The sequence below is a fragment of the Novilysobacter viscosus genome, assembly GCF_046600715.1.
Lineage (GTDB): Bacteria > Pseudomonadota > Gammaproteobacteria > Xanthomonadales > Xanthomonadaceae > Lysobacter_C > Lysobacter_C viscosus.
Genome location: NZ_JBJMAV010000003.1, coordinates 340,714 through 362,165, shown reverse-complemented (window position 1 = coordinate 362,165; position 21,452 = coordinate 340,714). Strand labels below are relative to the sequence as shown.

Genomic DNA, 21,452 nt, shown 5'->3' with positions numbered 1-21,452 from the left:
GTATTGTCACTGCAACCCCAACGAAGGGAGAAACCTCATGGCCAAGACCAAGAGTTCCAAGCCCAAGGCCGGGCAAAAAGCGTCGAGTTCCAAACCCAAGGCGGGGCAAAAGGCCTCGGGCTCCAAGCCCAAGGCCGGGCAAAAGCCATCCAACGTTCCCGCTGCCTCGCCGTCGCCGGCATCCAGCGCGCCGGTCATCGATATCGGGATCAATACCGCCGATCGCAAGAAGATCGCCGAAGGCCTGTCGCGCTTCCTCGCCGACAGCTACACGCTGTACCTGAAGACCCACAACTTCCACTGGAACGTCACCGGCCCGATGTTCAACGCGCTGCACGTGATGTTCGAGAACCAGTACACCGAACAATGGAACGCGCTGGACGAGATCGCCGAGCGCATCCGCGCCCTGGGGTTCAACGCGCCGGGTTCGTATGCCGAGTTCACCCGACTGTCGTCCATCCCCGAGGAGCCCGGCCTGTCGGACGCCGCCGATTGGCGCGAGATGGTGCGCCAGCTCACCGTCGGTAACGAAGCGGTATGCCGCACCGCCCGCAAGGTGGCCGACCTGGCCGACGACGCTGACGACAATCCCACCGAGGACCTGCTCATCCAGCGCCTGCAGGTCCATGAGAAGAACGCCTGGATGCTGCGCTCACTGCTCCAGTAAACCCCCTTGGCCTGATCGAAGGACCCGCCGCGGCCCCGGCGGGTTTTTCTTTGTCTGTGGTAGCCCCGACCCGGATTGTCGGCACTTTCCGACGCTCCCGGGGGCGGCTGGCCGCAGTGCCTGCGACGGGTGCTTGCTACCCTTTGCACCCATGACCGACCGCGCGCTCGACCTGCTCCGCTCCACCTTCGGCCACCCGGGTTTCCGCGGCGAACAGGCCGAAATCGTCGACTGCCTGGTCAACGGCGCCGACGCGCTGGTGCTGATGCCCACCGGTGGCGGCAAGTCCTTGTGTTACCAGCTGCCGGCGCTGCTGCGCGAAGGCTGCGGCATTGTCGTTTCACCGCTTATTGCACTGATGCAGGACCAGGTCGACGCCCTGCTGCAGCTGGGCGTGCGCGCGGCCTGCCTGAATTCGACGCTGGACGCGGCCACCGCCGCGGACGTGGAGCGCCGCTTGATCGGCGGGGACCTGGACCTGCTGTACGTGGCGCCCGAGCGACTGCTCACGGGGCGTTGCCTGGACCTGCTGGACCGCGCGAACATCGCCCTGTTCGCCATCGACGAGGCGCACTGCGTGTCGCAATGGGGCCACGACTTCCGGCCCGAGTACCGCAAGCTGACCGTCCTGCACGAGCGCTGGCCCGATATCCCGCGCATCGCGCTCACCGCCACCGCCGACGCACCCACCCGCCGGGAGATCGCCGAAAGACTGGCGCTGGAGGACGCGCGCACGTTTGTCAGCTCCTTCGACCGGGCCAACATCCGCTACCGGGTGGTGCAGAAGGATGGAAGCGGCGCGCGCGCGTTGCTGCACTTCATTGACGGCCATCGCGACGAAAGCGGCATCGTCTACGCGCTATCGCGCAAGCGGGTGGACACCCTCGCCGACCAGCTCGCCACCGCGGGCATCAAGGCCCTGCCCTACCACGCGGGCCTGGCCGCCGAGGTGCGCGCCGCCAACCAGCGCCGGTTCCTGCAGGAAGACGGCGTGGTGATGGTGGCCACCATCGCCTTCGGCATGGGCATCGACAAGCCCGACGTCCGGTTCGTCGCCCACGTCGACCTGCCCAAGTCGATCGAGGGCTATTACCAGGAAACCGGGCGCGCCGGCCGCGACGGCGCGCCGGCCGAGGCATGGATGAGCTACGGCCTGGGCGACGTGGTCAACCTGCGCCAGATGATCGGCCAGGGCGACGCGCCCGAAGAGCGCAAGCAACTGGAGTTGCGCAAGCTCGACGCCCTGCTGGGCTATTGCGAGTCCACGCGCTGCCGCCGCCAGGCCCTGCTTGAATGGTTCGGCGAGTCGCACGCAGGCGCGTGCGGCAATTGCGACAACTGCATCGAGCCGCCGCAGACCTGGGATGCAACAGAGGCGGCGCGCAAGGCGCTGTCGTGCGTGTACCGCACCGGCCAGCGCTTTGGCGCCGGCCACGTGATCGACGTGCTGCGGGGTGCATCGACCGAAAAGACGCAACGGTTCGGGCACGAATCGATCAGCACCTGGGGGATCGGCGGAGACCTGGATGCGCGCCAGTGGAGCGGCGTGTTCCGGCAACTGGTCGCCTTCGGCCTGCTGGAAGCCGATATAGATCGCCACAACGCGCTGCGCCTGACCCACCAGGCCGGCCCGGTACTGCGCGGCGAACAGCGCCTGGCGCTGCGCCGTGAGCTGCCGCGCAGCGGGCGCCGGGAGCGTCGCGGCGCAGCCAGCGCAATGATCGAATTGCCGGCGGATTCGCAACTGCGCTTTGATGCCCTGCGCGAGTGGCGGGCCACCACTGCCCGCGAACAGAACGTCCCCGCCTACGTCATCTTCCATGACGCCACCCTGCGCGCGATCGCGCAGTCCGCACCGGAAGACCTGGATGACCTGGCGCGCATCCCCGGCATCGGCCAGACCAAGCTCGACCGCTACGGTGACGCGGTGCTGCAGCACCTGTTCGATTGCGATGCGGCGGCGTGACCGGCCTTTGCGGTGGCGGGCGCGCATTGCAGCCGCGGGCGCAGGCTCGGCGGCCAGAGCGACAAAACCCCGCGTCGGCGGGGTTTTCCTGCTGGGCAGGCGGCGGGTGGCCATGGTGGGTCGTGATGGATTCGAACCATCGACCAGCGGATTAAAAGTCCGATGCTCTACCAACTGAGCTAACGACCCGCACGGCCAATCTGCCTGTGCGGCAAGCACACGCTGCCGGGGCGCGATTGTGCCACAGAGCCCGCGAACCCGGCATCCGCTCGTCCAGGCGATGGGTTGCCGCTGATTGCGCCCGGCCCCTGATCGCGCCGCGGGCTCGCGCCCGGGTATCCGTGCCTCCCGGGCGGAAGCCCGCCGCCCCTACCCGTGGCGGTTACGCACGGCGCCCATTGCCCAGGGACGCTCGCCCCGGATCATGCGCGGCGATCGCGCGCCCGCGCCAGCTGCAGTTGCTCGCGCGCTTCCGGATCGGCGTCGATCACCCGGCGCAATGCGCGGTAGACGTGAGCCCGACACAGGCCCGGCCACGCGACCAGCAGGTAGACGAAGCCCGCGACGATCCACTCCGGACGTGGCGGGCTCACCAGTCCCGTGTACCCGCCGGTCGCCGCGAGCAGCAGAACCGCCACCATCACCCAGCGGAACCAGGACCAGAACCGCATGCCCCAATCGACATTGAGCACATGCTTGAGCTCTTCATCCGTCAGTCGCATCCCCAAGCCTCCCTTGCTATGCAGTGGTCCATTTTCAGTAATGGCTCAGTAGTGGCCGATCGTGCCGCGACGCATCGCCGCGATCCGCATGCGGCTGAAAAGCAGGTAGCCGATCGCGAAGTACACCACCGACACCGCGGCCGTGATGGCGAACGCCGTCCAGCTCCACGCCGGGTGACCCAGCAGCACCGCCTTGGCCAGCCCCATCGGCCCCACGAAGGGCAGCAGCAGCATCGAAGGCGTCGCGCCGATCCACTGGACCGCGCTGTCGGCCATCATTACCGGCATCAGTCCGAACGTGGCCAGCAGTACCAGGGCCCGCGTCTTCTTGACCAGCAGGGCCACGCCGGCTAGCAGGAACCCGCCCCCGGCCGCCGTCAACAGCGCAAGCGCGACCGACGCAACGGCCGGCGCCACCAGCCCGATGTCGGCCAGGCGCCCCACCACCAGGACGATGACCGCCACGATCGTGCCGGTCACGACCACCCCAGCCACCATGCGGGCCAGGAGGATGCGCTGCAGGGTCAGCCCGCCGGTGAAAAGCTGCTCCACCGTCCCGCCCTGGGCTTCGGCCTCGAGCTCGGACGCCGCGCCCGAGAGCAGATTCATGCACAGCATCCATCCCATGAACGAGACCACGGTGAGCGTTGCCACGCGATCGGCCGGCGCGCCGGTACCGAACGCTGCATCCGTGCCATACGCGATGCCGAAGAACATGCCCGAAAGGATCAGGAACGAGAGCGTGGTTTCGACGGGGTAGCGGCGCATCTGCAACAACGACCTGCGCAGCTCCATCCAGATCATGTACATCATGCCGCCTCCTTGTGGGCCAACTGCTCCATTGCATCGCGCAGGCTGGCCCGACCTACCGTGCACGAGATGATCGGCGCCGGACGGACCGCTTCCAGGACGCTGTAAAGACAGGTGCTGGTGGCATCCGCGCGCAGGCTGCGTTCGACCACCGACACTCCCATGGCGCGCAATCGCTCGACGGTGCCATCGGCCGGCGCCTGCTCCAGTTCCACCTCCAGGACCCGGCGACACAGCACGTCCTGCAGCTGCCCGATTGTCTGGGATTCCCCGGGGCGCCCATCCGCCAGCACAAGGGCGCGCCTGGCCAGCCGCTCCACGAAGTCCAGCTGGTGGGACGTCAGCACGATGGCGCAGCCCCGCTCACGCAGCGTTTCGATGCTCTGCAGGATCTGTCGCTCGTGCACAAGGTCGACGCCCAGCGTCGGTTCGTCCAGCAGCAGTACCCGCGGTTCGCACATCACCGCTATTGCCAGCACCAGGCGCTGCTGCATGCCACGCGACAGCGTTCCCACCAGGCTGGAGGCCTTGTCCACGAGCCCCGCCCGCACCAGCACCTCGTTGCGCCGCGTTCCTCGCGCCTTGGCGGACGCACCCTTGAGCGCGCCGAAGTAGTCGATGTTCTCGCCCACCGACATCTTCCAGTACAGGCTGCGTCCGCCATCGAGCACCACGCTCAGCGTCGGATCGACACGGCCGGGCTTGCGCACCATGCCATTGACCCGTACCTCTCCGGCATCGGGCAGAACCGTTCCGGCGATCGTCCTGAGCAGGGTCGATTTGCCTGCGCCGTTGAGGCCGAGTACGGCGAAGATCTCGCCCGGCTCCACGCAGAACGACGTCGGGTGCAGCTCGAACCCCGGGTAGCGCTTGGTGACGCCGGTGACCTCAAGCGAAGACATGCTCGATCTCCTGCCGGGGAGCGTTGACCTTCTGGATCTCGACGCGGCTCGATTCACGCACCAGCGCCGAATCATCGTTCATGCCCTGCATCATCAGCTCGATGCGCTGGTCGGGATCGGCCACCCGCGAACCCAGGCTCTTGAGCGCGGCGAAGCGCACCCGCGGATTGACGTGCTTGTGGGCGATGTGGTCGATGATGTCGACCGTATTCTCGTCTCCGATGGCGGCTGCAACCGAAAGCACGCACACCATGTTGTTGCGATTGACCATTTTCTTGACCACGCCGGTTGCGGTATCCGCCGCGTACTGGTCGGTTACCACCGGGCGCAGGGTGTTTTCCATGATGTTGAGCGAGATCGACAGCTCGTCCGCGGGCAGCTGGTCGTGCACGTCCACGAATGCGCGGTACAGCATCACCTTGCCCCGGTTGAGCGCGGAGCGCTCGACAAACCGCAGGCCCATCGATTCGCCGGGGTAGCCAGCGACCTTGTCGTAGTCGTACTCGTAGTAGTCGCTCCAGTATCCCGGGCCGTGGTAACCCACCGTCAGGAAGTTGAAGTTGTGGTCGTGGGGCTTGTGGTAGAAGAACGGGTCCGGCCCGCTGGCCTGCATCACCGCGTCGTTGGCGCTGGGCCAGATGTTGGCCCGCAGGAAGTAGTTCTTGCAGGGGTCCAGGTGGAGCATCACGACCTGTGGCGTGTACGTGTTGCCCCGCTGCATGGTCGCCAGGTCCTTGAGCTCCCGCGCGACCACATCGGCCAGGAAGGTGCGGTTGTTGGACAGTGCCTTCAGGTCGCCAGCGGCTTCCAGCATGCTGTCGTGGCAACGCGTATCCAGTCCGCGGTCGAGGCGCTCGATCAGCTCTTCCAGCTGCAGTACGCGGGTTTCTTCGGTGTCGATGACAATGGGCATGGGAGTGGTCCTGATCAGGCGGCGATGGGGGTGCGGAAGTGTTCCAAGGTCCGGCGCGCGGTCCTGCGAACATCGGGGTGCGGGTCCTGCTCGGCCATCTTCTCGACCAGCGGCCATGCCCGGTCGGCATCGATGGCGAGCAGCTCGCGCATCACGTACCAGCGCACGAAATAGTCGGTATGTCCGGCGAACGGAAGGCACGCCTCGAAGGCGTCGCCGTGCTCGAACAGCCGCAGGATGGTGGCCATCATCTGGATCCGCGAGGCCTTGTCGTTGGTGGCCGACAGGCCGATCAGCCGGTGGGTGGCGGAGTCGAACTCCGGCATGACCGACGCCGTGGACTGCTTGGCGTAGGCCTGGGCGAAACAGACCACCGTTTCGGCAGATTCGAACGTGAACGAGTCGCGCCCGGCGCGCAGGACCAGCTCGTCGCCGTCCTCCACCCGGAAGGTCCGCAGGACCCTGCAGGAGGTGTCGGGCGTGGCAGGGCTTTCATCGGTGATCGCATCGCAGGTGTAGACGGTCACGACGGCATTGCCGCCCTTGATGAAGCGCACCAGCAGGTCCTTGGGCGTCATCATGATCGAGCTTGGCTTGGACCGGTTGCGGTGCTTCTTGAATGCCACCGAGGTCGGGTCGGCCACGACCGTGGCCACCGCGAAATGGTCGGTGTCGATGAACTGGAGGCCGGTCATGGCCTCGTTGTCGATGCTCTGGCCCTGCGCCTGGTGGATGTCGCTCTCGAGCGAGCATTCCACCTCGTTGCGGAAGAACCCGGCAATCGCGTCGGAGGCAAGGAAACGGCTGAAGTGCGGCCGCATGTCTTCGAACGTGGGGGCAGCCATCGCCCCGATCGAGGACTTGATCAGCGCAATCTCGGCGAGTTCCGCGTGCCGGTCGCTGGCGGCCCGAGCAGCGCCGAAGAACTTGGCCTGCTCGTCGGGATTGTTGGCGTACTGCGACAGGAAGAACTGGCTGTTTTCCACGTTATCGTCCTTTGATGTGGAGCCTTGGCGGACGCACCGCCATCGGCCTGGGAAGAAGCGCGGCGGCTGAACCACCACTAGCCTTGGGAGAAGCAGGCGAAGTCGCGCCTGAGGCCTGGAAGAAGCTCGGCGGCAAGACCGCCTGAGCCTGGGAAGAAGCGGGGCGGCAAGACCGCCCCGCACCGACTTCAAAGAGTCGCCGCTTCGGTATTGGTGTTGATGAACACGCCGGCGATGATGCCGACGGCCACGCACACGCCACCTACGGTGGAATCCTGGACCTCGGTGCCGACGACGCCGACATCCATGTCCAAACGCGGTACTGCTGCGATCAGGTTCGTCTTCATGTTTTCAAGTCCTTGTGAGTTGCCGGCCGGGCTCCGGTTGCCCGGCCCGCGGGGTCAGGCGGCGGCTTCGTGGGTCTGCTGGTTGATCATCACGCCGGCGACCACGCCGACGATGACGCAGACGCCACCAACGGTTGAGTCCTGCGTTTCCGAACCAACGACAGCCACGTCGAAATCCAGGGTGGGGATGCTGTTGATGTTCATGTCGGGCCTCACTGCGGGTCGAGGATGGCGATGGCGATGAGGATCGCCAGCGTCACCGGCTCCAGCAGGCTGTTCTGCGTACGCGAGCTCGGCATGCCGACTTCCATGTCCAGCGACGGGATCTGACTGATGTTCATGTGTTTCTCCTTGGTTGATGGGTACTGCTCCAAGCGTCCATGCGTTACTTCCTCCTTGCGGCGTCCATTTGCCGCATTCCGTGTGGCACCCGGACATCGGGTGCCGGCCCGCGCCTCCTGCGCGGGCTACTCGTACCTGAGTGCCGTGATGGGATCCATGCGTGCGGCCTTCGCTGCGGGCAGCAGGCCGAAGACCAGGCCAACGGCGGTCGAGAAGGCGAAACTCAGCCCTACCGCCCACCAGGGAACGACTGCCGCGCCTACACCGGGCAGGATCGTGCTGACCACAAAACCGATCGCGTAGCCGATGGCGACGCCTACCGCACCGCCTGCAAAGGACAGCAGCGCCGCCTCCAGCAGGAACTGCTGCATGATCCGGCCGGGCGTGGCACCCAGCGCCTTGGCGATACCGATCTCGCGGGTCCGCTCGGTGACCGATACCAGCATGATGTTCATGATCCCGATGCCGCCGACCAGCAAGGAGACGCTCACCATCGCCGCCAGCACGACCCCGGTCATCCGGACGATCTCGGAGAACGATTCGTTCAGTTCCGCTGCGGTCTGCACCTTGAAATCGTTGGGCTCCCCGGGCTTGAGGCGATGCAGTTGGCGCAGCAGCCCGGTGATGCGCTCGGCCGCCTGGTCGACGCCCTCCAGCGAATCGACCTTCAGCGTGACGCTCACGTCCGGTTCGCTGCCGTCGCCCAGCGCGATGCCGGTCTTGAAGGGAATCAGCACGAAGTCGTCCTGGCTGAAGCCGAAGATCTCGCCGCGCGGTTCCATGACGCCGACGATGAGGAACGGCTCGCCGGCGATGTTGATGAATTGACCGACCGGATCACGCGGAAGCTCGAGCGCATCACGCACCTTCTCGCCGATGACGCACACCCGCCGCCGCGAACGGTTGTCGTGGTCGGTAATGAAGCGGCCCACGCGCGGGAACAGCTGCCGGGCGTCCTGGTAGCCCTCGGTCGTGGCCAGGATGCGGGTGAATGTCTTGTTGCCGCGCACCGCGACATCGGTTCCGAAGTCGCTGACCGCCATGAACATCGGCGACACGTCGCGGATATCATCGATGTGCTCGACGATGAATTCGTAGTCGCGCAGGGACAGGCGGTTGCGACGCCCCTGCATCGACAGCTCGAGCGGGGTGTAGGAGCGCACGGTCAGGCTGTCGCCGCCCAGGCCCGAGAACTTCTGGGTGATCGATCGCGACAGCCCTGACATGACCGAGACGACGGCGATCACCGCGGCCACGCCGATCACGATGCCCAGGGTCGTCAGCAGGCTCCTGAATCCGTGGGCCCGGATGCTTCCCAGAGCGGAGCCGGCGACGTCAAGCAGCGCGCGCATTGCGCTCTCCTGTGTTGCACTTCTCCGACACCAGCCGGCCATCGAACAGGCGCAGCACGCGTTCGCAGCGCTGCGCGACCTCGGGCTCGTGGGTGACCATCAGTACGGTGTGCCCGTCTTCGACCAGTTCATCGAACAACCGCATGATCGATTCGCCGGTCCTGGAGTCCAGGTTGCCGGTCGGTTCGTCGGCCAGCAGGATCGACGGCTGGCCGCACAGCGCGCGGGCGATTGCCACGCGCTGGCGCTGCCCGCCCGACAACTGGCTCGGCAGGTGATGGCCACGATCGGACAGGCCGACGCGATCCAGCGCGCGGCGCGCCTGCTCGACGCGGTCGGCGGGCCTCATCGGGCGGTACATGAGCGGCTGCGCGACATTCTGCAGCGCGGTGGCACGCGACAGCAGCTGGAAGTTCTGGAAGACGAAGCCGATCTCGCGATTGCGGACCATCGCCAGGTCGCGTTCGTCCAGGATGTCGACATTGCGGCCGTTGAGGCAGTACGAACCCGAGTCGGGACGGTCAAGGCAACCCAGGATGTTGAGCAGCGTTGACTTGCCTGCACCCGAGGAGCCGACGAACGCCACGGACTGTCCGCGGTGGATGTCCATGTCCACGTCATCGAGCGCCACGATCGTCTCGCTGCCCATGCGGTAGGCCTTGCGGATCGCCCGCAGCTGCAGCAGGGGCTGGCTGATCTCGTTCATTGCCGCGCCGCCTGGGCTGGGCTCACGCTGTCGCCTGCGCGCAGGTGGCGCAGCTGCTTGTAGGGGCCGACCACCACCTGGTCGTCGGCCGTGAGCCCGGCGCTGACCTGCTGGAACTGGTCATCGGCCAGACCGGGCTCGACCACACGCTTGACCGCGCGCCCCTGCTCGACCACGTAGACGTAGTGCTGCCCGGCGTCTTCGGCCATGGGGTCGGCTGTCTCGGAGTTGTTGCTCAGCACCGCCTGCAGGGGAACGGAGAGCACGTCGGATGCGGTCCGGGTGTAGATCTCGGCGCGGCACGACATGCCAGGGCGCAGGGTGAGTTGGCTTTCGTCGCCGAATCGCAGGCGCACCGTGTAGCTGCGGCCGGCGCTTGGGGCGCCCGGCGACGCGGTGCGGGGAGTCAGCGCGATGTGCGCGACGCGGGCACTCACCGGTGCATCGGGGTTGCCGGCCGCGAACACCGCCGCCTGCTGGCCGACGTTGACGCGCGGGATGTCGGCCTCGTCGACGTTCACCTCGGTGCTGAGGGTCGTGGGATCGGCGATGGTGATCAGGCTGGATCCGGCAATCCCCGAGGCACTGGGCACCGCGGTCTCGCCTTCCTTGATCGAGATGGCCACCACCACGCCCGACATCGGCGCGCGGATCGTGGCCTTGGCGAGCCGCTGCCGGGCCTGCTGGAGTTGCGCGGCGGACTGGCCCAGCAACTCGCGCGCCGTGCGCAGGCCGATCTCGGCCAGCTGCGCGGCCTGCTGCTCCTGCTCGTGGTGGCGCGCATCGATCATGCGGGAACTGAAAAGCTGGTCCATTCGCGCGGCCTGCCTGCGGGCGGCCTGGAGCTCGACGCGCTGGCGTTCGATCGCGGTGCGCTGCTGGGCCACGATGGCCTCGTGCTGCTCCACTTCGGCGCGCAGCATCTCGTCGTCGAGCACCAGCAGCACCTGGCCCTTCTCGACCCGGTCGCCCTCGCGGACGTTGACGTGGCGGACCCGGCCGATCACCTCCGGTGACAGCAGCGCCTGCTGTTCGTACACCAGCGTTCCGGAGGTGAGGATCGAGGCGCGGATCTGGCGGCTCTGGACCGCTTCGATGTCCACCTGCTTACCCTGGTCACCGGTCCGCCAGTGGGCGAACACCGGGACCGATACCAACGTCGCGATCGCAAGGATGCCCAGTGCGCGGGTCTTCATGGTCAGGCCCCCGTCGCGATCTTGAGCGCCCAGGCGGCGTAGACCGCCGCGAAGGGCAGAACGGCGGCAGGCACGGCCTGGGCCCAGCTGCGGCCGGTCCAGACGTGCAGGCCGAATGCGAGCAGGCCGATGGTCCACAGCGTGGTCAGGTTGAGGCTGCTCAGGATTCCGTGCCACGGCGAAACCGCCTCGAGCCCGAACACCAGCGAATTGAGTGAAAGCGGGTTGAGTGCTTCAGGCGAGATCTGCCCGTTGCTGTTGAGCAGGATCTGCAGCGCCATCACCGGCACCAGCAGCAGCGCCGGCGCGGTGCCCCAGGCCACGAAGCCGAACCACTGCCGGTAGGGGCGGCCCTGCCCCAGCGCGCGGCCGGCCAGGAAGAAGTAGGCGGCAAGTACCAGCAGCAGCAGCGGGGTGACCAGCAGCGCACTGGACACCGACATGGTCAGCAACCCCCCACGCGACAGCACCGAGGCCGCGGCCTGCCGCGATGCGGAATCGGTCAGCCCGGCATGCTGGGAGATCAGTCGATCCTGCAGCCATGCGATGTCGACGACCTGGTAGTACCAGACCCAGATCGCGACATGGCCAGCGAGCGCCAGCAACAGCGGCAGGTACGCCATGCTTCGACGCGGAATCGTGTCGAAGACGCGACGGGGCTCGGTGAAGATGGTGACCAGGGCCTGGGCCGGTGAAAGAGTCGTGTCCACGTGCATGTCCTGTCTTGGGGCAGGCGTACCCTGCGCCCGGGCCCGGGGGCCGTGGGACGATCCGGGCCCGATCGGTCGAAAAACACGGCGAACGGTCGAAACACGGGGTGGCCGCTGGCCACGGACCCGGGTGCGGGGCACAATCGGCGCCGGGGTCATCACAGGGAAAGGCGATGAGCGAGGCAGCACTGGGCAAGCTTGGCCCGGGCGGGGGCACGGCAGAGTCGCCCGACCCGACCGCCTGGTACCACTGGCGCCAGTGGCTGAAGACGATCACGCACGCATCGCGCTTCTATTGGTCGTTGCAGGTGATCAACGCGCTGGGTTCGGTCTTCCTGACGGTCCAGATCCTCCGGTCTGCCGCGCAGATGAGCGGCGACATCAGCGGCCATGGCAACGTCCTTGCCGGGGCCGTGCTCGATGCGGTGATGCTGCTGGCCACCACCCACCTGCTGATCCGCCCGCTTCTCCTGGGTACCCTCGTGCACCAGCGCCCAACGGCAAGGGCGTGGGGGGTGCTGGCCGCTGCACTGCTGTTCTCCGCCTCCATCACCGTGCTGGCCGGCGACCTGCTGACGTCGCTGTCCCTGCAGCACCGGCCGGTGCAGGAAATCCGCTTCAATACGGGCGCCGCGGAATTCGGCGTCGCCCTGGTGGGCTGGCAGTTGTTCGTCATGCAGGTGGTCAACGCCTTGGCGGCCTACATGCTCTGGGTGGCCGTCTACCTGGGCTGGAAGGCCATCGAGGCACGACGGGAACTCAGCCGCCAGGTGCGCCATGCCCGGCTGTGGCAGCTGACCCGGCAGATGGGTCCCCACTTCCTGTTCAATGCCTTCAACTCGATCCGTGGCCTGATGTACGAGGACCGCGACCGCGCCGCCCAGCTGATCACCCGCCTCTCGGACCTGCTGCGCGTGCAACTGGGGTTGAACGAGGACACCCACCAGTCCCTGCGCGACGAGTGCCGCATGGCCCGCGACTACCTCGAGATCGAGCTGGCACGCCTTGAGCCCCGCCTGGCCTTCAGTTTCGACGTCCCCCGCGATTGCGAGCAGTTCGTGCTGCCCACGCTGACCGTGCTGACGGCGGTGGAGAACGCGATCAAACACGGCATCGTCCCCAACACGGGGCCCGGGTGGATCCGCATCAGCGCCCACCGCGGTGTCCACGGCTGCGTCCTGGAGGTGGCCAATTCGTACGGCGCCCCCAGCAGCGCCGAGAGCACGGGAATCGGCTTGAAGAACCTGCGCGAGCGTCTCCTGCTGAGCACCAACGGCGCGGCCAAGGTCGAGCAATGGACCGAACGCGACACCTTCCACCTGCGCATGGAGATCCCCGAATGATCCGCGCCCTGATCGTGGACGACGAACGCCTGGCCCGTGTCGAACTCAGGCGCCTGCTGCAGGTCCATCCCGGCGTGGAGATCGTCGGCGAAGCCACCGAGGTGGTCGAGGCGGGCCGGAAGGTCAGGGAGCTGCAGCCTGACGTGGTCTTCCTGGACGTCGAAATGCCCGGCGACTCCGGCCTGACCTTCGCCCGGACGCTTACGGATGCGACCCGGGTGGTCTTCTGCACCGCCCACAGCGCCTTCGCCGCGGAGGCCTTCGAGCTCAACGCGGTCGACTACCTGATGAAGCCGGTGTCGCCCGAGTCGCTGGCGCGCGCCGTCGGCCGCCTGGGGGCTTGCGAGCGGCCGGAGGTCGAGCACCTGCCCATGGACTTCGCGGTGATGTTGAAGTTCGACGACGTCAGCCGGGTCGTCCGGCTGGGGGAGATCGAGCGTTTCGAGAGCGCAGGGAACTATGTGGCGGTGCACTGCCGCTTCGGTGCCGCGCTGCTGGTCGGCACCATCACGCGGCTTGAAGGCCGCCTGCACCCCAAGTACTTCCTCCGGGCCAACCGTGGAGAGATCCTCCGGATCGACGCGATCCGCGATGTCGAGTCGGAAGTGGGCGGCGGGCTCGTCGCCACCATGGAGTCGGGCGCCAAGTGCGAGATCTCCCGGCGCCAGGCGCAATCGATGCGTGCCCAGATGGCCGTGCTGTAGCCCACCGCTGTCAGGAATTTCTCCAACCGGCGGACTGAAGGGGTGTCTTCTCTGCTGGAGTTCCCGATGTCTTCTTCCGCACCCGCAATCCCCTTGCATTCCACCCGTGCCCATGCATGGCTCGGCGTCGCCCTCGGCGTCTGGCAGCAGGCGCCCGTCCGACTCACGCTGGTCGCGTTCGCCCCGGTCCTGCTCGAGGGGCTGCTGCAGATGGTGCCGATCGTCGGCGTGGTGCTTTCGAAGTTGGCGGTGGTGATCGCCTCGGGCTGGGCCCTGCTGGTGGTCGATGCGGTGGTCCGCAATGGCGCAGCCGATCCCGCACGACAATGCCGCCGCCTGCTGCGGGCGCCGGGGGTGTTCGGTGTTGCGCTGCTGGGCGTTGCGGTGTTCGCCTTCCAGTTGCTGGTGTGCAGCGTCGTGGTCGGTCCGGCGCAGGCCGCTCTGCTTGCGACCGGACAGAATGCGGCCCTGGCCATCTCGCCTACGACGCTGGGCTGGGTGTTCGCGTCGGGCCTGCTGCCCGGAGCGGTGCTGATGTTCGTGCTGCCGCTGGTCGTCCTCGACGGGCAGACGCCGTGTAACGCGATCCGCAGGAGCATCGTCCTGGCCACGCGTCACTGGCCCTGCGTGGCGATCTTCACCGCCATCCAGGTGGCACTGGTCGTTCCCGCCCCCCGTGTTCCCGCGCTGCTGCTCCTGCTGTTGCCGTTCGGTCTTTGCTCCACCTATGCGATCTACAGGACTGTCCATGCCCGACTCGACCCCGACCGTTGAAGACGTCCTCGGCGAATTCGGCCCGATGCTTTCACGGACGGTTGCCACCTATGAGCATGACCGCGCGCTGCAACAGGACCTGCTGCAGGAAATCAGCATCGCGCTGTGGCGGTCGCTTGCCCGCTGGCGTGGCGATGGTCCCCTCAAGGGCTACGTCGCGCGCATTGCCCACAACTGCTGCGCCGACCACGTGGCACGCCACGCGCCGCGCGCCGAGACGGAGTTGGCCGACAGCCTTGTCGACCCGGAACACAGCCCGGTGGAGCATGCACAGACCCAACAGTCCCGCCGTACCCTGCTGGAGTGCGTGCGCCTGCTTCCGCTGGGCCAGCGGCAGGTGGTGGTCCTGTCGCTCGAGGGATTCAGCCTTGTCGAGATCGCCCACGCCCTGATGATCGAGCAGGACGCCACCGCCCAGCGCATGAGCCGCGCGCGGCGCACCCTCCGTGAACTGATGAGCAAATGAAGATGACCCACCAGGACACTGAATCGGAACACTGGACGCAGTTGCAGCAGCAGTGGAGTGCGCAGGAGGCGGACGGTTCGGCCGACCGCGCCCTGGTCCACGGCATCCGGCGCCACGTGCGACGCACCCGGGCCCTGTGGTGGCTCGAAGGCGCCGCTGTCCTGGCCGGCGGGGTGCTGGCGACGTCGCTGGCCCTGCAGGGTCGGCTGTCGGGCATCGCCGGCGTGATCGTCGCGGTGCTCCTTCTGGGCGCCTGTTCACTCTCGGCCTGGAGCCTTCTGGCGCGACGTGCCGCATGGCGGATGGGCACCCGCAACACCGAAGACACCCTGCGGGCAGCGCTTTCCGCTGCCCGGGCGTCGACCCGGTTCTGGCAGGTGAATCGTGTCCTGACGTGGGTGGCCGGCGTCGCGTTTTCCCTGTTCGTGCTGGCCGGCGTGGTCGGTTTGATCCACCCCGACTTGCCCGTGGCGATGGCCTACAGTCCCTTGCTGGTCCTGCCGTTGTGCCTGCTCAGCGACGTGTTGACCCGCGCGCGCCTGAAAAGCCTGCGCGCCCGATCCGAACGCCTGCGCCTGCTGGTGCGCAACCTCGGTGAATGACCGGGTCGACCACGTGTTCCGGGGCACGTGACGGCATCGCCATTCGCACTGCCGGCCTTGCCGCTTCCCGGCCGGCGCCGGGCTACCGGTAGCGGGTCGGGTCGACCACTCCCGCCTCGGTGAAGCCCTGTGCGCGCAGCCGGCACGCATCGCAGTGTCCGCAGGCCCGGCCATCGTCATCGGCCTGGTAGCACGAGACGGTCGCGGCGAAATCAACCTGCAGGCGCAACCCCTCGCTGACGATCCGGGCCTTGCCCATGTGTTGCAACGGGGCGTGGATGCGAATGCCCGCACCCTCCACGCCGGCGCGGGTCGCCAGGTTGGCGAGGCGCTCGAATGCTGCAATGAACGCCGGGCGGCAATCTGGATAGCCGGAGTAGTCGACAGCGTTGACGCCGCAGAAGATGTCCGCTGCCCCCAGCACCTCGGCCCAGCCCAGCGCGACCGAGAGCATGATCGTGTTGCGCGCCGGCACGTACGTCACCGGGATGTCGGCGGATCCGGACTGGCCGAGCGGCACGTCGATGTCGTCGGTCAGCGCGGAGCCGCCGATGCTGCGCAGGTCCACGTTGACCGTCTTGTGCGCTGCCGCGCCCATGGTCCTGGCCAGCGTGGCAGCGGCCGCAAGCTCGGAAGTGTGGCGCTGGCCGTAGCCCACGCTCAGCGCGTGCACTGCAAAGCCCTGCTCGCGTGCCAGCGCCATGACGACCGCCGAGTCCATGCCCCCCGAGAGGAGGACAACTGCGGGCTGGGCAGGGGGGCTGGGGGTGGGCAAGGGCATGTTCGACATCAGGGCTCGACGAGGGTGTGGGGGGAGGGGACCTCGAACACGGCGCGGTCCACCACCGCGCGCGGATGGAACCGCGTGGCGGCGCCCACTAGCGTTGTGGCGGCGAAGCGGTCATCGCCCGGGCTCATCGTCCCAAAGCAGCTTGTGCAGCTGCACCTGGAAACGGACCTGCAGGCGGTCGGCGACGATCCAGTCGGCCAGGTCCCGCGCCGACACCTGGCCGAAACTGGGTGAGAACAGAACGTCGCAGACATCGGTCAGGCCGTGTTCGACGACGACGTGCTTGGCCCACTCGTAGTCGACGCGGTCGCAGACCACGAACTTGACCTGGTCGTGCGCCGTCAACAGCGACAGGTTGGACCACAGGTTGCGTTCGACTTCGCCGGAGGCGGGAGTCTTGATGTCCAGCACCCGCGAGACCCGAGGGTCGACCTCGCTGATGTCGATGGCACCGGAGGTCTCCAGCGACACCTCGAAGCCCTGGTCGCACAGCCGCTCCAGCAGGGCGACGCAGCGCTTCTGCGCCAGCGGCTCCCCGCCGGTGACGCAGACATGGCGCGCGCCGTGGCGGGCCACTTCCGCCAGGATCGCGTCGAACGTCCACCACTCACCGCCGTGGAAGGCGTACGCGGTGTCGCAATAGCGGCATCGCAGGGGACAGCCGGTAAGGCGGACGAAGACGGTAAGCCAGCCAATGCTGCGGGCCTCGCCCTGCAGGGAGAGGAAGACTTCGGTCAGCCGCAGTCGCTCGTGCGAGGCGGCCGCGTCGTGGGCAACGGCGGGCATCCGGCAATTTTAACCGAGCCCGCTACGCCTCCGCTGCCCGGGCGTCCTAGCGCAACCGCCCCAGCTGGATCGCACCGAGGCGGTCGGCGGCGGTGCGTGCTGCATCGCTGGTCGGATAACGGGCCACCACGTCCTCCAGCGTGCGTTCGGCGCCGTCGAGGTCGTCCAGCCCGTACCGGCTCAGACCGACCTTGAGCAGGGCGCCGGGCGCCTTGTCGTGGGTCGGATAGCGGTCCAGCAGCGCCTGGAACTGCTCCTTCGCCATGCGGTAGTTCTGCGTCACGTAATAGCTCTCGCCGAGCCAGTAGAGCGCGTTGGGGGCATAGCTCCCACCGGGGTACTGGGCGAGGAATGCCTGGAACCGGCGGGCCGATTCAGCGTACTGGGCCGCCTTGAGGGCCTCGAACGCGGCGTCGTAGGCCTCCCGCTCGCCCTCCGCGAGCGCCATGCTCCCACGATCGCCATACACCGGCGGCGGGGTGTCATCGGCCCCACCAGCAAGATCCTGTCCTGTTGGCGGGCTGTCTACGGGGACCGTGGCGCCCACCCCTGGATCCGCGTCCAGGACCGGACCGGCGTCCATGGAAGGTCCCGAAGGTGCACCGCCTTCCATCCGGTCCAGTCGGCCGTCAAGGTCGAGGTACTGGCTGCGCGAGGTCGCTTTCAGTTGCTCCAGCGTGTGCTGGAGTTCTTCCACCTGCGAGCGAAGGCTGGTCAACTCGCCCTTCAGCAGATTGACCTGGTTGAGCAACAGGACGTTGGCCTGGTTGTCGGCGGCACGCTGCTCCAGCAGGGCCACGCGGTCGGCAAGGCTTGCACGTTGCGCCCACGCGGGTGCGGCGGCCACCAGGGCCGCCGCAACCGTTGCAGACACCAGGAAGTGTCGCTTGATGGTCATCCGTCGTTGCATCACTGCGCGGTGTAGATGATCTCGACCCGACGGTTCTTGGCCCAGCAGTCTTCGCCCGACGCGGTGCAGGTCGGGCGCTCTTCGCCGTAGCTGGTCACGTTGATCTGGCTGCCCGAGCCGCCGTTGGCCTGGATCGCCGATGAGGCCGAATTGCCGCGACGCTCGCCCAGGGCCATGTTGTACTCGCGGCTGCCGCGCTCGTCGGCGTGGCCTTCCAGCGTCATGCGCGAGGACGGACGGTCACGCAGGTACTTGGCGTGGCAGCCGACGATGGCCTGGAACTCCGGACGCAGGGTGTCCTGGTCCAGGTCGAAGTAGATCGTGCGCTGGCGCAGGCAGGCATCGGTGTTGAGGTCGGCGGGGGTGTAGGCGCCCGGGGCGGTCGGGGCGGGGTCTGTCACCGGCGTGGTCGGGGTGGTGTAGACCGGCTCTTCCTTGACCTTCTTGGAGCAGGCCACGGCAAGGGTGCAGAGCGCGGCGACGGCGATGAGGCGGACGGAGCTGTTCATTGGGATTTCCTTGTCGATTCGTGAACGGGGCTTTTCAGGGTGGGTTGTGCAAGGTCAACATCAGGTCAAGACGCGTTACGGGCCTTCGCCTTCAACTCTAGCGCGGCGTGCGGTACGGACCCCAGGAGGGCTCGCGCACGTTGCCATCGGCCAGTACCAGGCGTTGGCGGACGCGCCCATCGGCGGACACCGCATACAGCACGCCCCGCTCGCCCTCGCGCGCAGCATAGAGGAGCATGCTGGCGTTGGGCGCAAAGCTCGGGGACTCGTCCAGCGAGCCGGGGGACAGCGTGCTCCAGCGCGCGGAACCCAGGCTGCTGTCCATCAGCGCGACGCGGTAGTTGTTGCCGGCGCCCTGCGCGGTGGCGATCTTCTTGCCGTCGTACGACACGCTGGCGCTGGCGTTGTAGCTGCCCTGGAACGTGACCCGGCTGGCGCTGCCGCCACCGGATGCGACGCGGTAGATCTGCGGATTGCCGCCGCGGTCGGATGTGAAGTAGATCGAGCTGCCATCCGCGCTCCAGCTCGGCTCGGTGTCGATGCCGAAGTGGTTGGTGAGCTGGGTCAGCGCGCGACTGCCCAGGTCCATCACGTAGATCTCGGGGTTGCCGCTGCGCGAGAGCGTCAGCGCCAGTCGGCGCCCGTCGGGCGAGAACGAGGGCGCGCCGTTGATGCCACGGAAACGGGCGACCTGCTCGCGGCTGCCCGAGGCGATGTTCTGGATGTAGATGGAGGAACTGCCGCCCTCGAAGCTGACGTAGGCCAGGCGGCCACCGTCCGGGCTCCACGACGGCGACATCAGGGGCTCGGACGAACGCACCACGGTCTGCGGGTTGTAGCCATCCGAATCGGCCACCATCAGCGCGTACCGGCTGCCCTGCCCGACGCCGGTGGCGGTCACGTAGGCGATGCGGGTGAAGAAGGCACCCGGCACGCCGAGGATCTTCTCGTAGACCGCATCGGCGATCTGGTGGGCGACGTCGCGCATCGCGTTGCCGCGTGCGGTGAGCGCAAAGCCCAGCAGGCGCTGCTGGGTGGCGACGTCGAACAACTCGTACTCGACCCTGTAGCTGCCGGACCCGGCGTCGGAGACCCGCCCGACCACCAGGTAATCCTGGTTCAGCGCGCGCCAGGTGGGGTAGCTGACCTCGCTGCCGCGGGTCGGGCGCTCGACCATGTCGCCCAGCGGCAGCCCGCGGAACTGGCCGGAGCGGTTGAGGTCGGCGGTGATGACGGCGGCGATGTCGGTTTCCGGTGCGCCGCCCGCGCCCTGGTAGGGCATCGGCACGACGGCGATCGGCAGGGCCGCGGCGTTGCCGCCGACAATGTCGATCTCGAGGCCCTGTTGCTGGGCGGCGGCGGCGAACGGAAGCAGGACGGCAAGCAGCGCGGCGAGCCAGCGCACGGGTCGTTTCATCGGCAGGTCCAAGGGGGAGCGGGGGAAGGATAAACAGCTTGTACGTGAACGCTGTCTCAAAGCTGAACCCGGGAAATCAGCGGTCCTCTGCACGGAAGTTGAGCGTCAGGGTGCGCTGGAACACGGATTCAAAGCCGGCATAGGGCAGCGGCTGGGCCTTGAGCACGGCCGCTTCTATCGATCGCCGGCCCTGCTCGTCGTAGGCACACGGGCTGGAGACTTCCGCGCTCATGACCTCGCCGCCCGGCAGCTGGCGAATGGTGAGGCGGCAGGCCGCACCCAGCGGGACGGTGTCGGGCCGGGTCCACTTGGACAGGATGGCCTGCTGCAGGGCCGCCGCGTAGCGGGCCTGCAATCCGGTATCCACGCCGTTGTTGCCGGCCGGGCCACTGGCAGCGGCATCGCTGCGGGCGGCGTCCTCGGCCGCGCTGCGGGCACGCGCCTGGGCGATGCGCTCCAGTTGCCGACGCGCCTGCTCGGCCTCGCGGGCGGCCGCCTCGCGCTGGCGCCGGATGTCGGCCAGTTGCTGTTGGCGCTCGCGCTCCATCTCCGTGAGCCTGCGCTGCCGCTGGGCCTCCTGCTGGCGGCGCTGCTCGGTCAGGTCGACCTGCTCCTGGCGACGGCGCTCCTCCCGGACCTCGCGCTCGTCGGTCGGGGTCGGAGTGGGCTGGTCGGTCACCGCGTCCCGGTTTTCCGTGTCCGGGTCGGGGAGGAACTCCTGCGGCGTGGCCTGCGGCGGCGTGGGGGCGTCCTGTGGCAGCGGCTCGGGGAGCGGCTGCGGCAATGGCGTAGCCGCTTCGGGCTCGACCACGGCGGCGGGCAGCGGCTCGACCGCGGGTTCGGGGCGGTCCTCCAGCGTGTCCTGCATCGCCTGCGAAAGTGCGTTGGCGTCGACCAGCTCGGCCGAAATCGGCGAGCCGGCCGCGGAGACCTGCTCGCTGCTGTCGCTCAACCACATGCCCAGCAACAGCACGACCAGCAGCAGTGCATGCAGGCCAACCGCGAGGAGGACGGCCTGCGCGGTGTCGGCGCGCGTCTCGCGCATTACTCGGCGCCTTCGCCGCTGGGCTGGCTCATCAGGCCGACGCGTTCGACCTCGGCGCGCTGCAGCAGCACCATCGCGTCCATGACCTTCTGGTAGTTGGCGGTGCCGTCACCGGCAACGAAGACCGGGACCTGCGGATTCTGGCGCACGATCGCGCCGATCCTGGCCTCCAGTTCACCCGGGGTGAGCGCCTCGTTGCTGCCGGCCTCCACGGTCAGGAAGTAGTTGCCCGCGGCATCCACGCTGACGATCACCGGGTCCTTCTTTTCCTGCATCGACTTGGCGTTGGACCTGGGCAGCTCGATATCCACGCCCAGGTTCAGCAGCGGCGCGGTGACCATGAAGATGATCAGCAGCACCAGCATGACGTCGATATACGGCACGACGTTGATTTCGGCCTTGAGCTTGCGCTTGCGGTGGCGGCGCGAGGTGATGGCGGACATGGCGTTCCTCTCGTGTGGCTGCGTTCAACGCCCGAGGCGGGCCA

Annotated in this window: 27 protein-coding genes and 1 tRNA gene; 7 read left to right on the top strand and 21 right to left on the bottom strand. The window is 67.7% G+C overall.

The annotated features are described in order from the left end of the window. Positions 1 to 37: 37 nt before the first annotated feature. Positions 38 to 667: a Dps family protein gene (locus ACJQWL_RS07450; RefSeq protein ID WP_330968340.1), complete on the top strand. Its 630-nt coding sequence runs from the start codon at positions 38 to 40 to the stop codon at positions 665 to 667. 151 nt (positions 668 to 818) lie between these two features. Further along, positions 819 to 2,633, top strand: coding sequence for a DNA helicase RecQ (gene recQ, locus ACJQWL_RS07445; protein ID WP_330968341.1), 1,815 nt, complete (start codon positions 819 to 821; stop codon positions 2,631 to 2,633). A gap of 113 nt (positions 2,634 to 2,746) precedes the next feature. Here the strand turns inward: recQ and ACJQWL_RS07440 are convergent. From ACJQWL_RS07440 to ACJQWL_RS07380, 13 genes are all read right to left on the bottom strand, one after another. Beyond that, positions 2,747 to 2,822, bottom strand: a tRNA-Lys gene (locus tag ACJQWL_RS07440). A gap of 233 nt (positions 2,823 to 3,055) precedes the next feature. Further along, a complete protein-coding gene (locus tag ACJQWL_RS07435) occupies positions 3,056 to 3,355 on the bottom strand; it encodes a hypothetical protein (protein ID WP_330968342.1) in 300 nt (99 codons plus the stop codon). A gap of 45 nt (positions 3,356 to 3,400) precedes the next feature. Then, complete coding sequence (locus ACJQWL_RS07430) at positions 3,401 to 4,168, bottom strand: hypothetical protein (RefSeq protein ID WP_330968343.1); 768 nt, start codon at positions 4,166 to 4,168, stop codon at positions 3,401 to 3,403. Further along, positions 4,165 to 5,067: an ABC transporter ATP-binding protein gene (locus ACJQWL_RS07425; protein ID WP_330968344.1), complete on the bottom strand. Its 903-nt coding sequence runs from the start codon at positions 5,065 to 5,067 to the stop codon at positions 4,165 to 4,167. The genes ACJQWL_RS07430 and ACJQWL_RS07425 overlap by 4 nt, the downstream gene beginning before the upstream one ends. Then, on the bottom strand, positions 5,054 to 5,980 hold the full coding sequence (locus tag ACJQWL_RS07420; RefSeq protein ID WP_330968345.1) for a transposase: 927 nt from the start codon (positions 5,978 to 5,980) through the stop codon (positions 5,054 to 5,056). Before ACJQWL_RS07420 ends, ACJQWL_RS07425 begins: the two co-directional genes overlap by 14 nt. A 14-nt stretch (positions 5,981 to 5,994) precedes the next feature. Then, positions 5,995 to 6,966 carry a HEAT repeat domain-containing protein gene (locus ACJQWL_RS07415; RefSeq protein ID WP_330968346.1) on the bottom strand — a complete coding sequence of 324 codons (972 nt, stop codon included), beginning with the start codon at positions 6,964 to 6,966 and terminating at the stop codon, positions 5,995 to 5,997. A gap of 188 nt (positions 6,967 to 7,154) precedes the next feature. Next, complete coding sequence (locus ACJQWL_RS07410; protein WP_330968347.1) at positions 7,155 to 7,313, bottom strand: hypothetical protein; 159 nt, start codon at positions 7,311 to 7,313, stop codon at positions 7,155 to 7,157. Between the two features lie 54 nt (positions 7,314 to 7,367). Further along, positions 7,368 to 7,517, bottom strand: a complete 150-nt coding sequence (locus ACJQWL_RS07405; RefSeq protein WP_330968348.1) for a hypothetical protein — start codon at positions 7,515 to 7,517, stop codon at positions 7,368 to 7,370. An 8-nt stretch (positions 7,518 to 7,525) separates the two neighbouring features. Next, a complete protein-coding gene (locus ACJQWL_RS07400; protein ID WP_330968349.1) occupies positions 7,526 to 7,654 on the bottom strand; it encodes a hypothetical protein in 129 nt (42 codons plus the stop codon). 126 nt (positions 7,655 to 7,780) lie between these two features. Further along, on the bottom strand, positions 7,781 to 9,007 hold the full coding sequence (locus ACJQWL_RS07395; protein ID WP_330968350.1) for an ABC transporter permease: 1,227 nt from the start codon (positions 9,005 to 9,007) through the stop codon (positions 7,781 to 7,783). Then, the gene (locus ACJQWL_RS07390; RefSeq protein ID WP_330968351.1) at positions 8,991 to 9,713 is read right to left on the bottom strand and encodes an ABC transporter ATP-binding protein; all 723 of its coding nucleotides are present in this window, start codon (positions 9,711 to 9,713) and stop codon (positions 8,991 to 8,993) included. Before ACJQWL_RS07390 ends, ACJQWL_RS07395 begins: the two co-directional genes overlap by 17 nt. Next, complete coding sequence (locus ACJQWL_RS07385) at positions 9,710 to 10,909, bottom strand: efflux RND transporter periplasmic adaptor subunit (RefSeq protein ID WP_330968352.1); 1,200 nt, start codon at positions 10,907 to 10,909, stop codon at positions 9,710 to 9,712. The genes ACJQWL_RS07390 and ACJQWL_RS07385 overlap by 4 nt, the downstream gene beginning before the upstream one ends. Positions 10,910 to 10,911: 2 nt before the next feature. After that, positions 10,912 to 11,619, bottom strand: coding sequence for a YIP1 family protein (locus ACJQWL_RS07380; protein WP_330968353.1), 708 nt, complete (start codon positions 11,617 to 11,619; stop codon positions 10,912 to 10,914). Positions 11,620 to 11,792: 173 nt separating this feature from the next. Between ACJQWL_RS07380 and ACJQWL_RS07375 the strand changes: the two genes are divergently transcribed. From ACJQWL_RS07375 to ACJQWL_RS07355, 5 genes are all read left to right on the top strand, one after another. Then, entirely contained in the window at positions 11,793 to 12,962 is a 1,170-nt protein-coding gene (locus tag ACJQWL_RS07375; protein WP_330968354.1) for a sensor histidine kinase, read from the top strand. Further along, on the top strand, positions 12,959 to 13,666 hold the full coding sequence (locus ACJQWL_RS07370; protein ID WP_330968355.1) for a LytR/AlgR family response regulator transcription factor: 708 nt from the start codon (positions 12,959 to 12,961) through the stop codon (positions 13,664 to 13,666). Before ACJQWL_RS07375 ends, ACJQWL_RS07370 begins: the two co-directional genes overlap by 4 nt. Positions 13,667 to 13,732: 66 nt before the next feature. Continuing rightward, a complete protein-coding gene (locus tag ACJQWL_RS07365) occupies positions 13,733 to 14,440 on the top strand; it encodes a hypothetical protein (protein WP_330968356.1) in 708 nt (235 codons plus the stop codon). Beyond that, positions 14,415 to 14,906, top strand: a complete 492-nt coding sequence (locus tag ACJQWL_RS07360) for an RNA polymerase sigma factor (protein WP_330968357.1) — start codon at positions 14,415 to 14,417, stop codon at positions 14,904 to 14,906. Before ACJQWL_RS07365 ends, ACJQWL_RS07360 begins: the two co-directional genes overlap by 26 nt. After that, positions 14,903 to 15,508, top strand: coding sequence for a hypothetical protein (locus ACJQWL_RS07355; RefSeq protein WP_411300807.1), 606 nt, complete (start codon positions 14,903 to 14,905; stop codon positions 15,506 to 15,508). Before ACJQWL_RS07360 ends, ACJQWL_RS07355 begins: the two co-directional genes overlap by 4 nt. An 82-nt stretch (positions 15,509 to 15,590) precedes the next feature. Here ACJQWL_RS07355 and queC read toward each other — a convergent pair whose 3' ends face one another. The 8 genes from queC to tolR all read right to left on the bottom strand — a co-directional run bounded on the left by queC (position 15,591) and on the right by tolR (position 21,408). Continuing rightward, positions 15,591 to 16,289 carry a 7-cyano-7-deazaguanine synthase QueC gene (queC, locus tag ACJQWL_RS07350; protein WP_330968428.1) on the bottom strand — a complete coding sequence of 233 codons (699 nt, stop codon included), beginning with the start codon at positions 16,287 to 16,289 and terminating at the stop codon, positions 15,591 to 15,593. Positions 16,290 to 16,297: 8 nt separating this feature from the next. Further along, on the bottom strand, positions 16,298 to 16,426 hold the full coding sequence (locus ACJQWL_RS07345) for a hypothetical protein (protein ID WP_330968359.1): 129 nt from the start codon (positions 16,424 to 16,426) through the stop codon (positions 16,298 to 16,300). Beyond that, positions 16,410 to 17,084 (bottom strand): 7-carboxy-7-deazaguanine synthase QueE, encoded by a 675-nt coding sequence (gene queE / locus ACJQWL_RS07340; protein ID WP_330968360.1) that lies wholly within the window; start codon positions 17,082 to 17,084, stop codon positions 16,410 to 16,412. Before queE ends, ACJQWL_RS07345 begins: the two co-directional genes overlap by 17 nt. A gap of 46 nt (positions 17,085 to 17,130) precedes the next feature. After that, positions 17,131 to 17,982, bottom strand: coding sequence for a tol-pal system protein YbgF (ybgF, locus tag ACJQWL_RS07335; RefSeq protein WP_330968361.1), 852 nt, complete (start codon positions 17,980 to 17,982; stop codon positions 17,131 to 17,133). An 11-nt stretch (positions 17,983 to 17,993) separates the two neighbouring features. Then, positions 17,994 to 18,503, bottom strand: coding sequence for a peptidoglycan-associated lipoprotein Pal (pal, locus tag ACJQWL_RS07330; protein WP_330968362.1), 510 nt, complete (start codon positions 18,501 to 18,503; stop codon positions 17,994 to 17,996). Positions 18,504 to 18,600: 97 nt separating this feature from the next. Continuing rightward, the gene (gene tolB / locus ACJQWL_RS07325; protein ID WP_330968363.1) at positions 18,601 to 19,920 is read right to left on the bottom strand and encodes a Tol-Pal system beta propeller repeat protein TolB; all 1,320 of its coding nucleotides are present in this window, start codon (positions 19,918 to 19,920) and stop codon (positions 18,601 to 18,603) included. A gap of 76 nt (positions 19,921 to 19,996) precedes the next feature. Further along, positions 19,997 to 20,965 (bottom strand): TonB C-terminal domain-containing protein, encoded by a 969-nt coding sequence (locus tag ACJQWL_RS07320; protein ID WP_330968364.1) that lies wholly within the window; start codon positions 20,963 to 20,965, stop codon positions 19,997 to 19,999. Next, positions 20,965 to 21,408: a protein TolR gene (gene tolR / locus ACJQWL_RS07315; protein WP_330968365.1), complete on the bottom strand. Its 444-nt coding sequence runs from the start codon at positions 21,406 to 21,408 to the stop codon at positions 20,965 to 20,967. The genes ACJQWL_RS07320 and tolR overlap by 1 nt, the downstream gene beginning before the upstream one ends. Between the last annotated feature and the right edge of the window lie 44 nt (positions 21,409 to 21,452).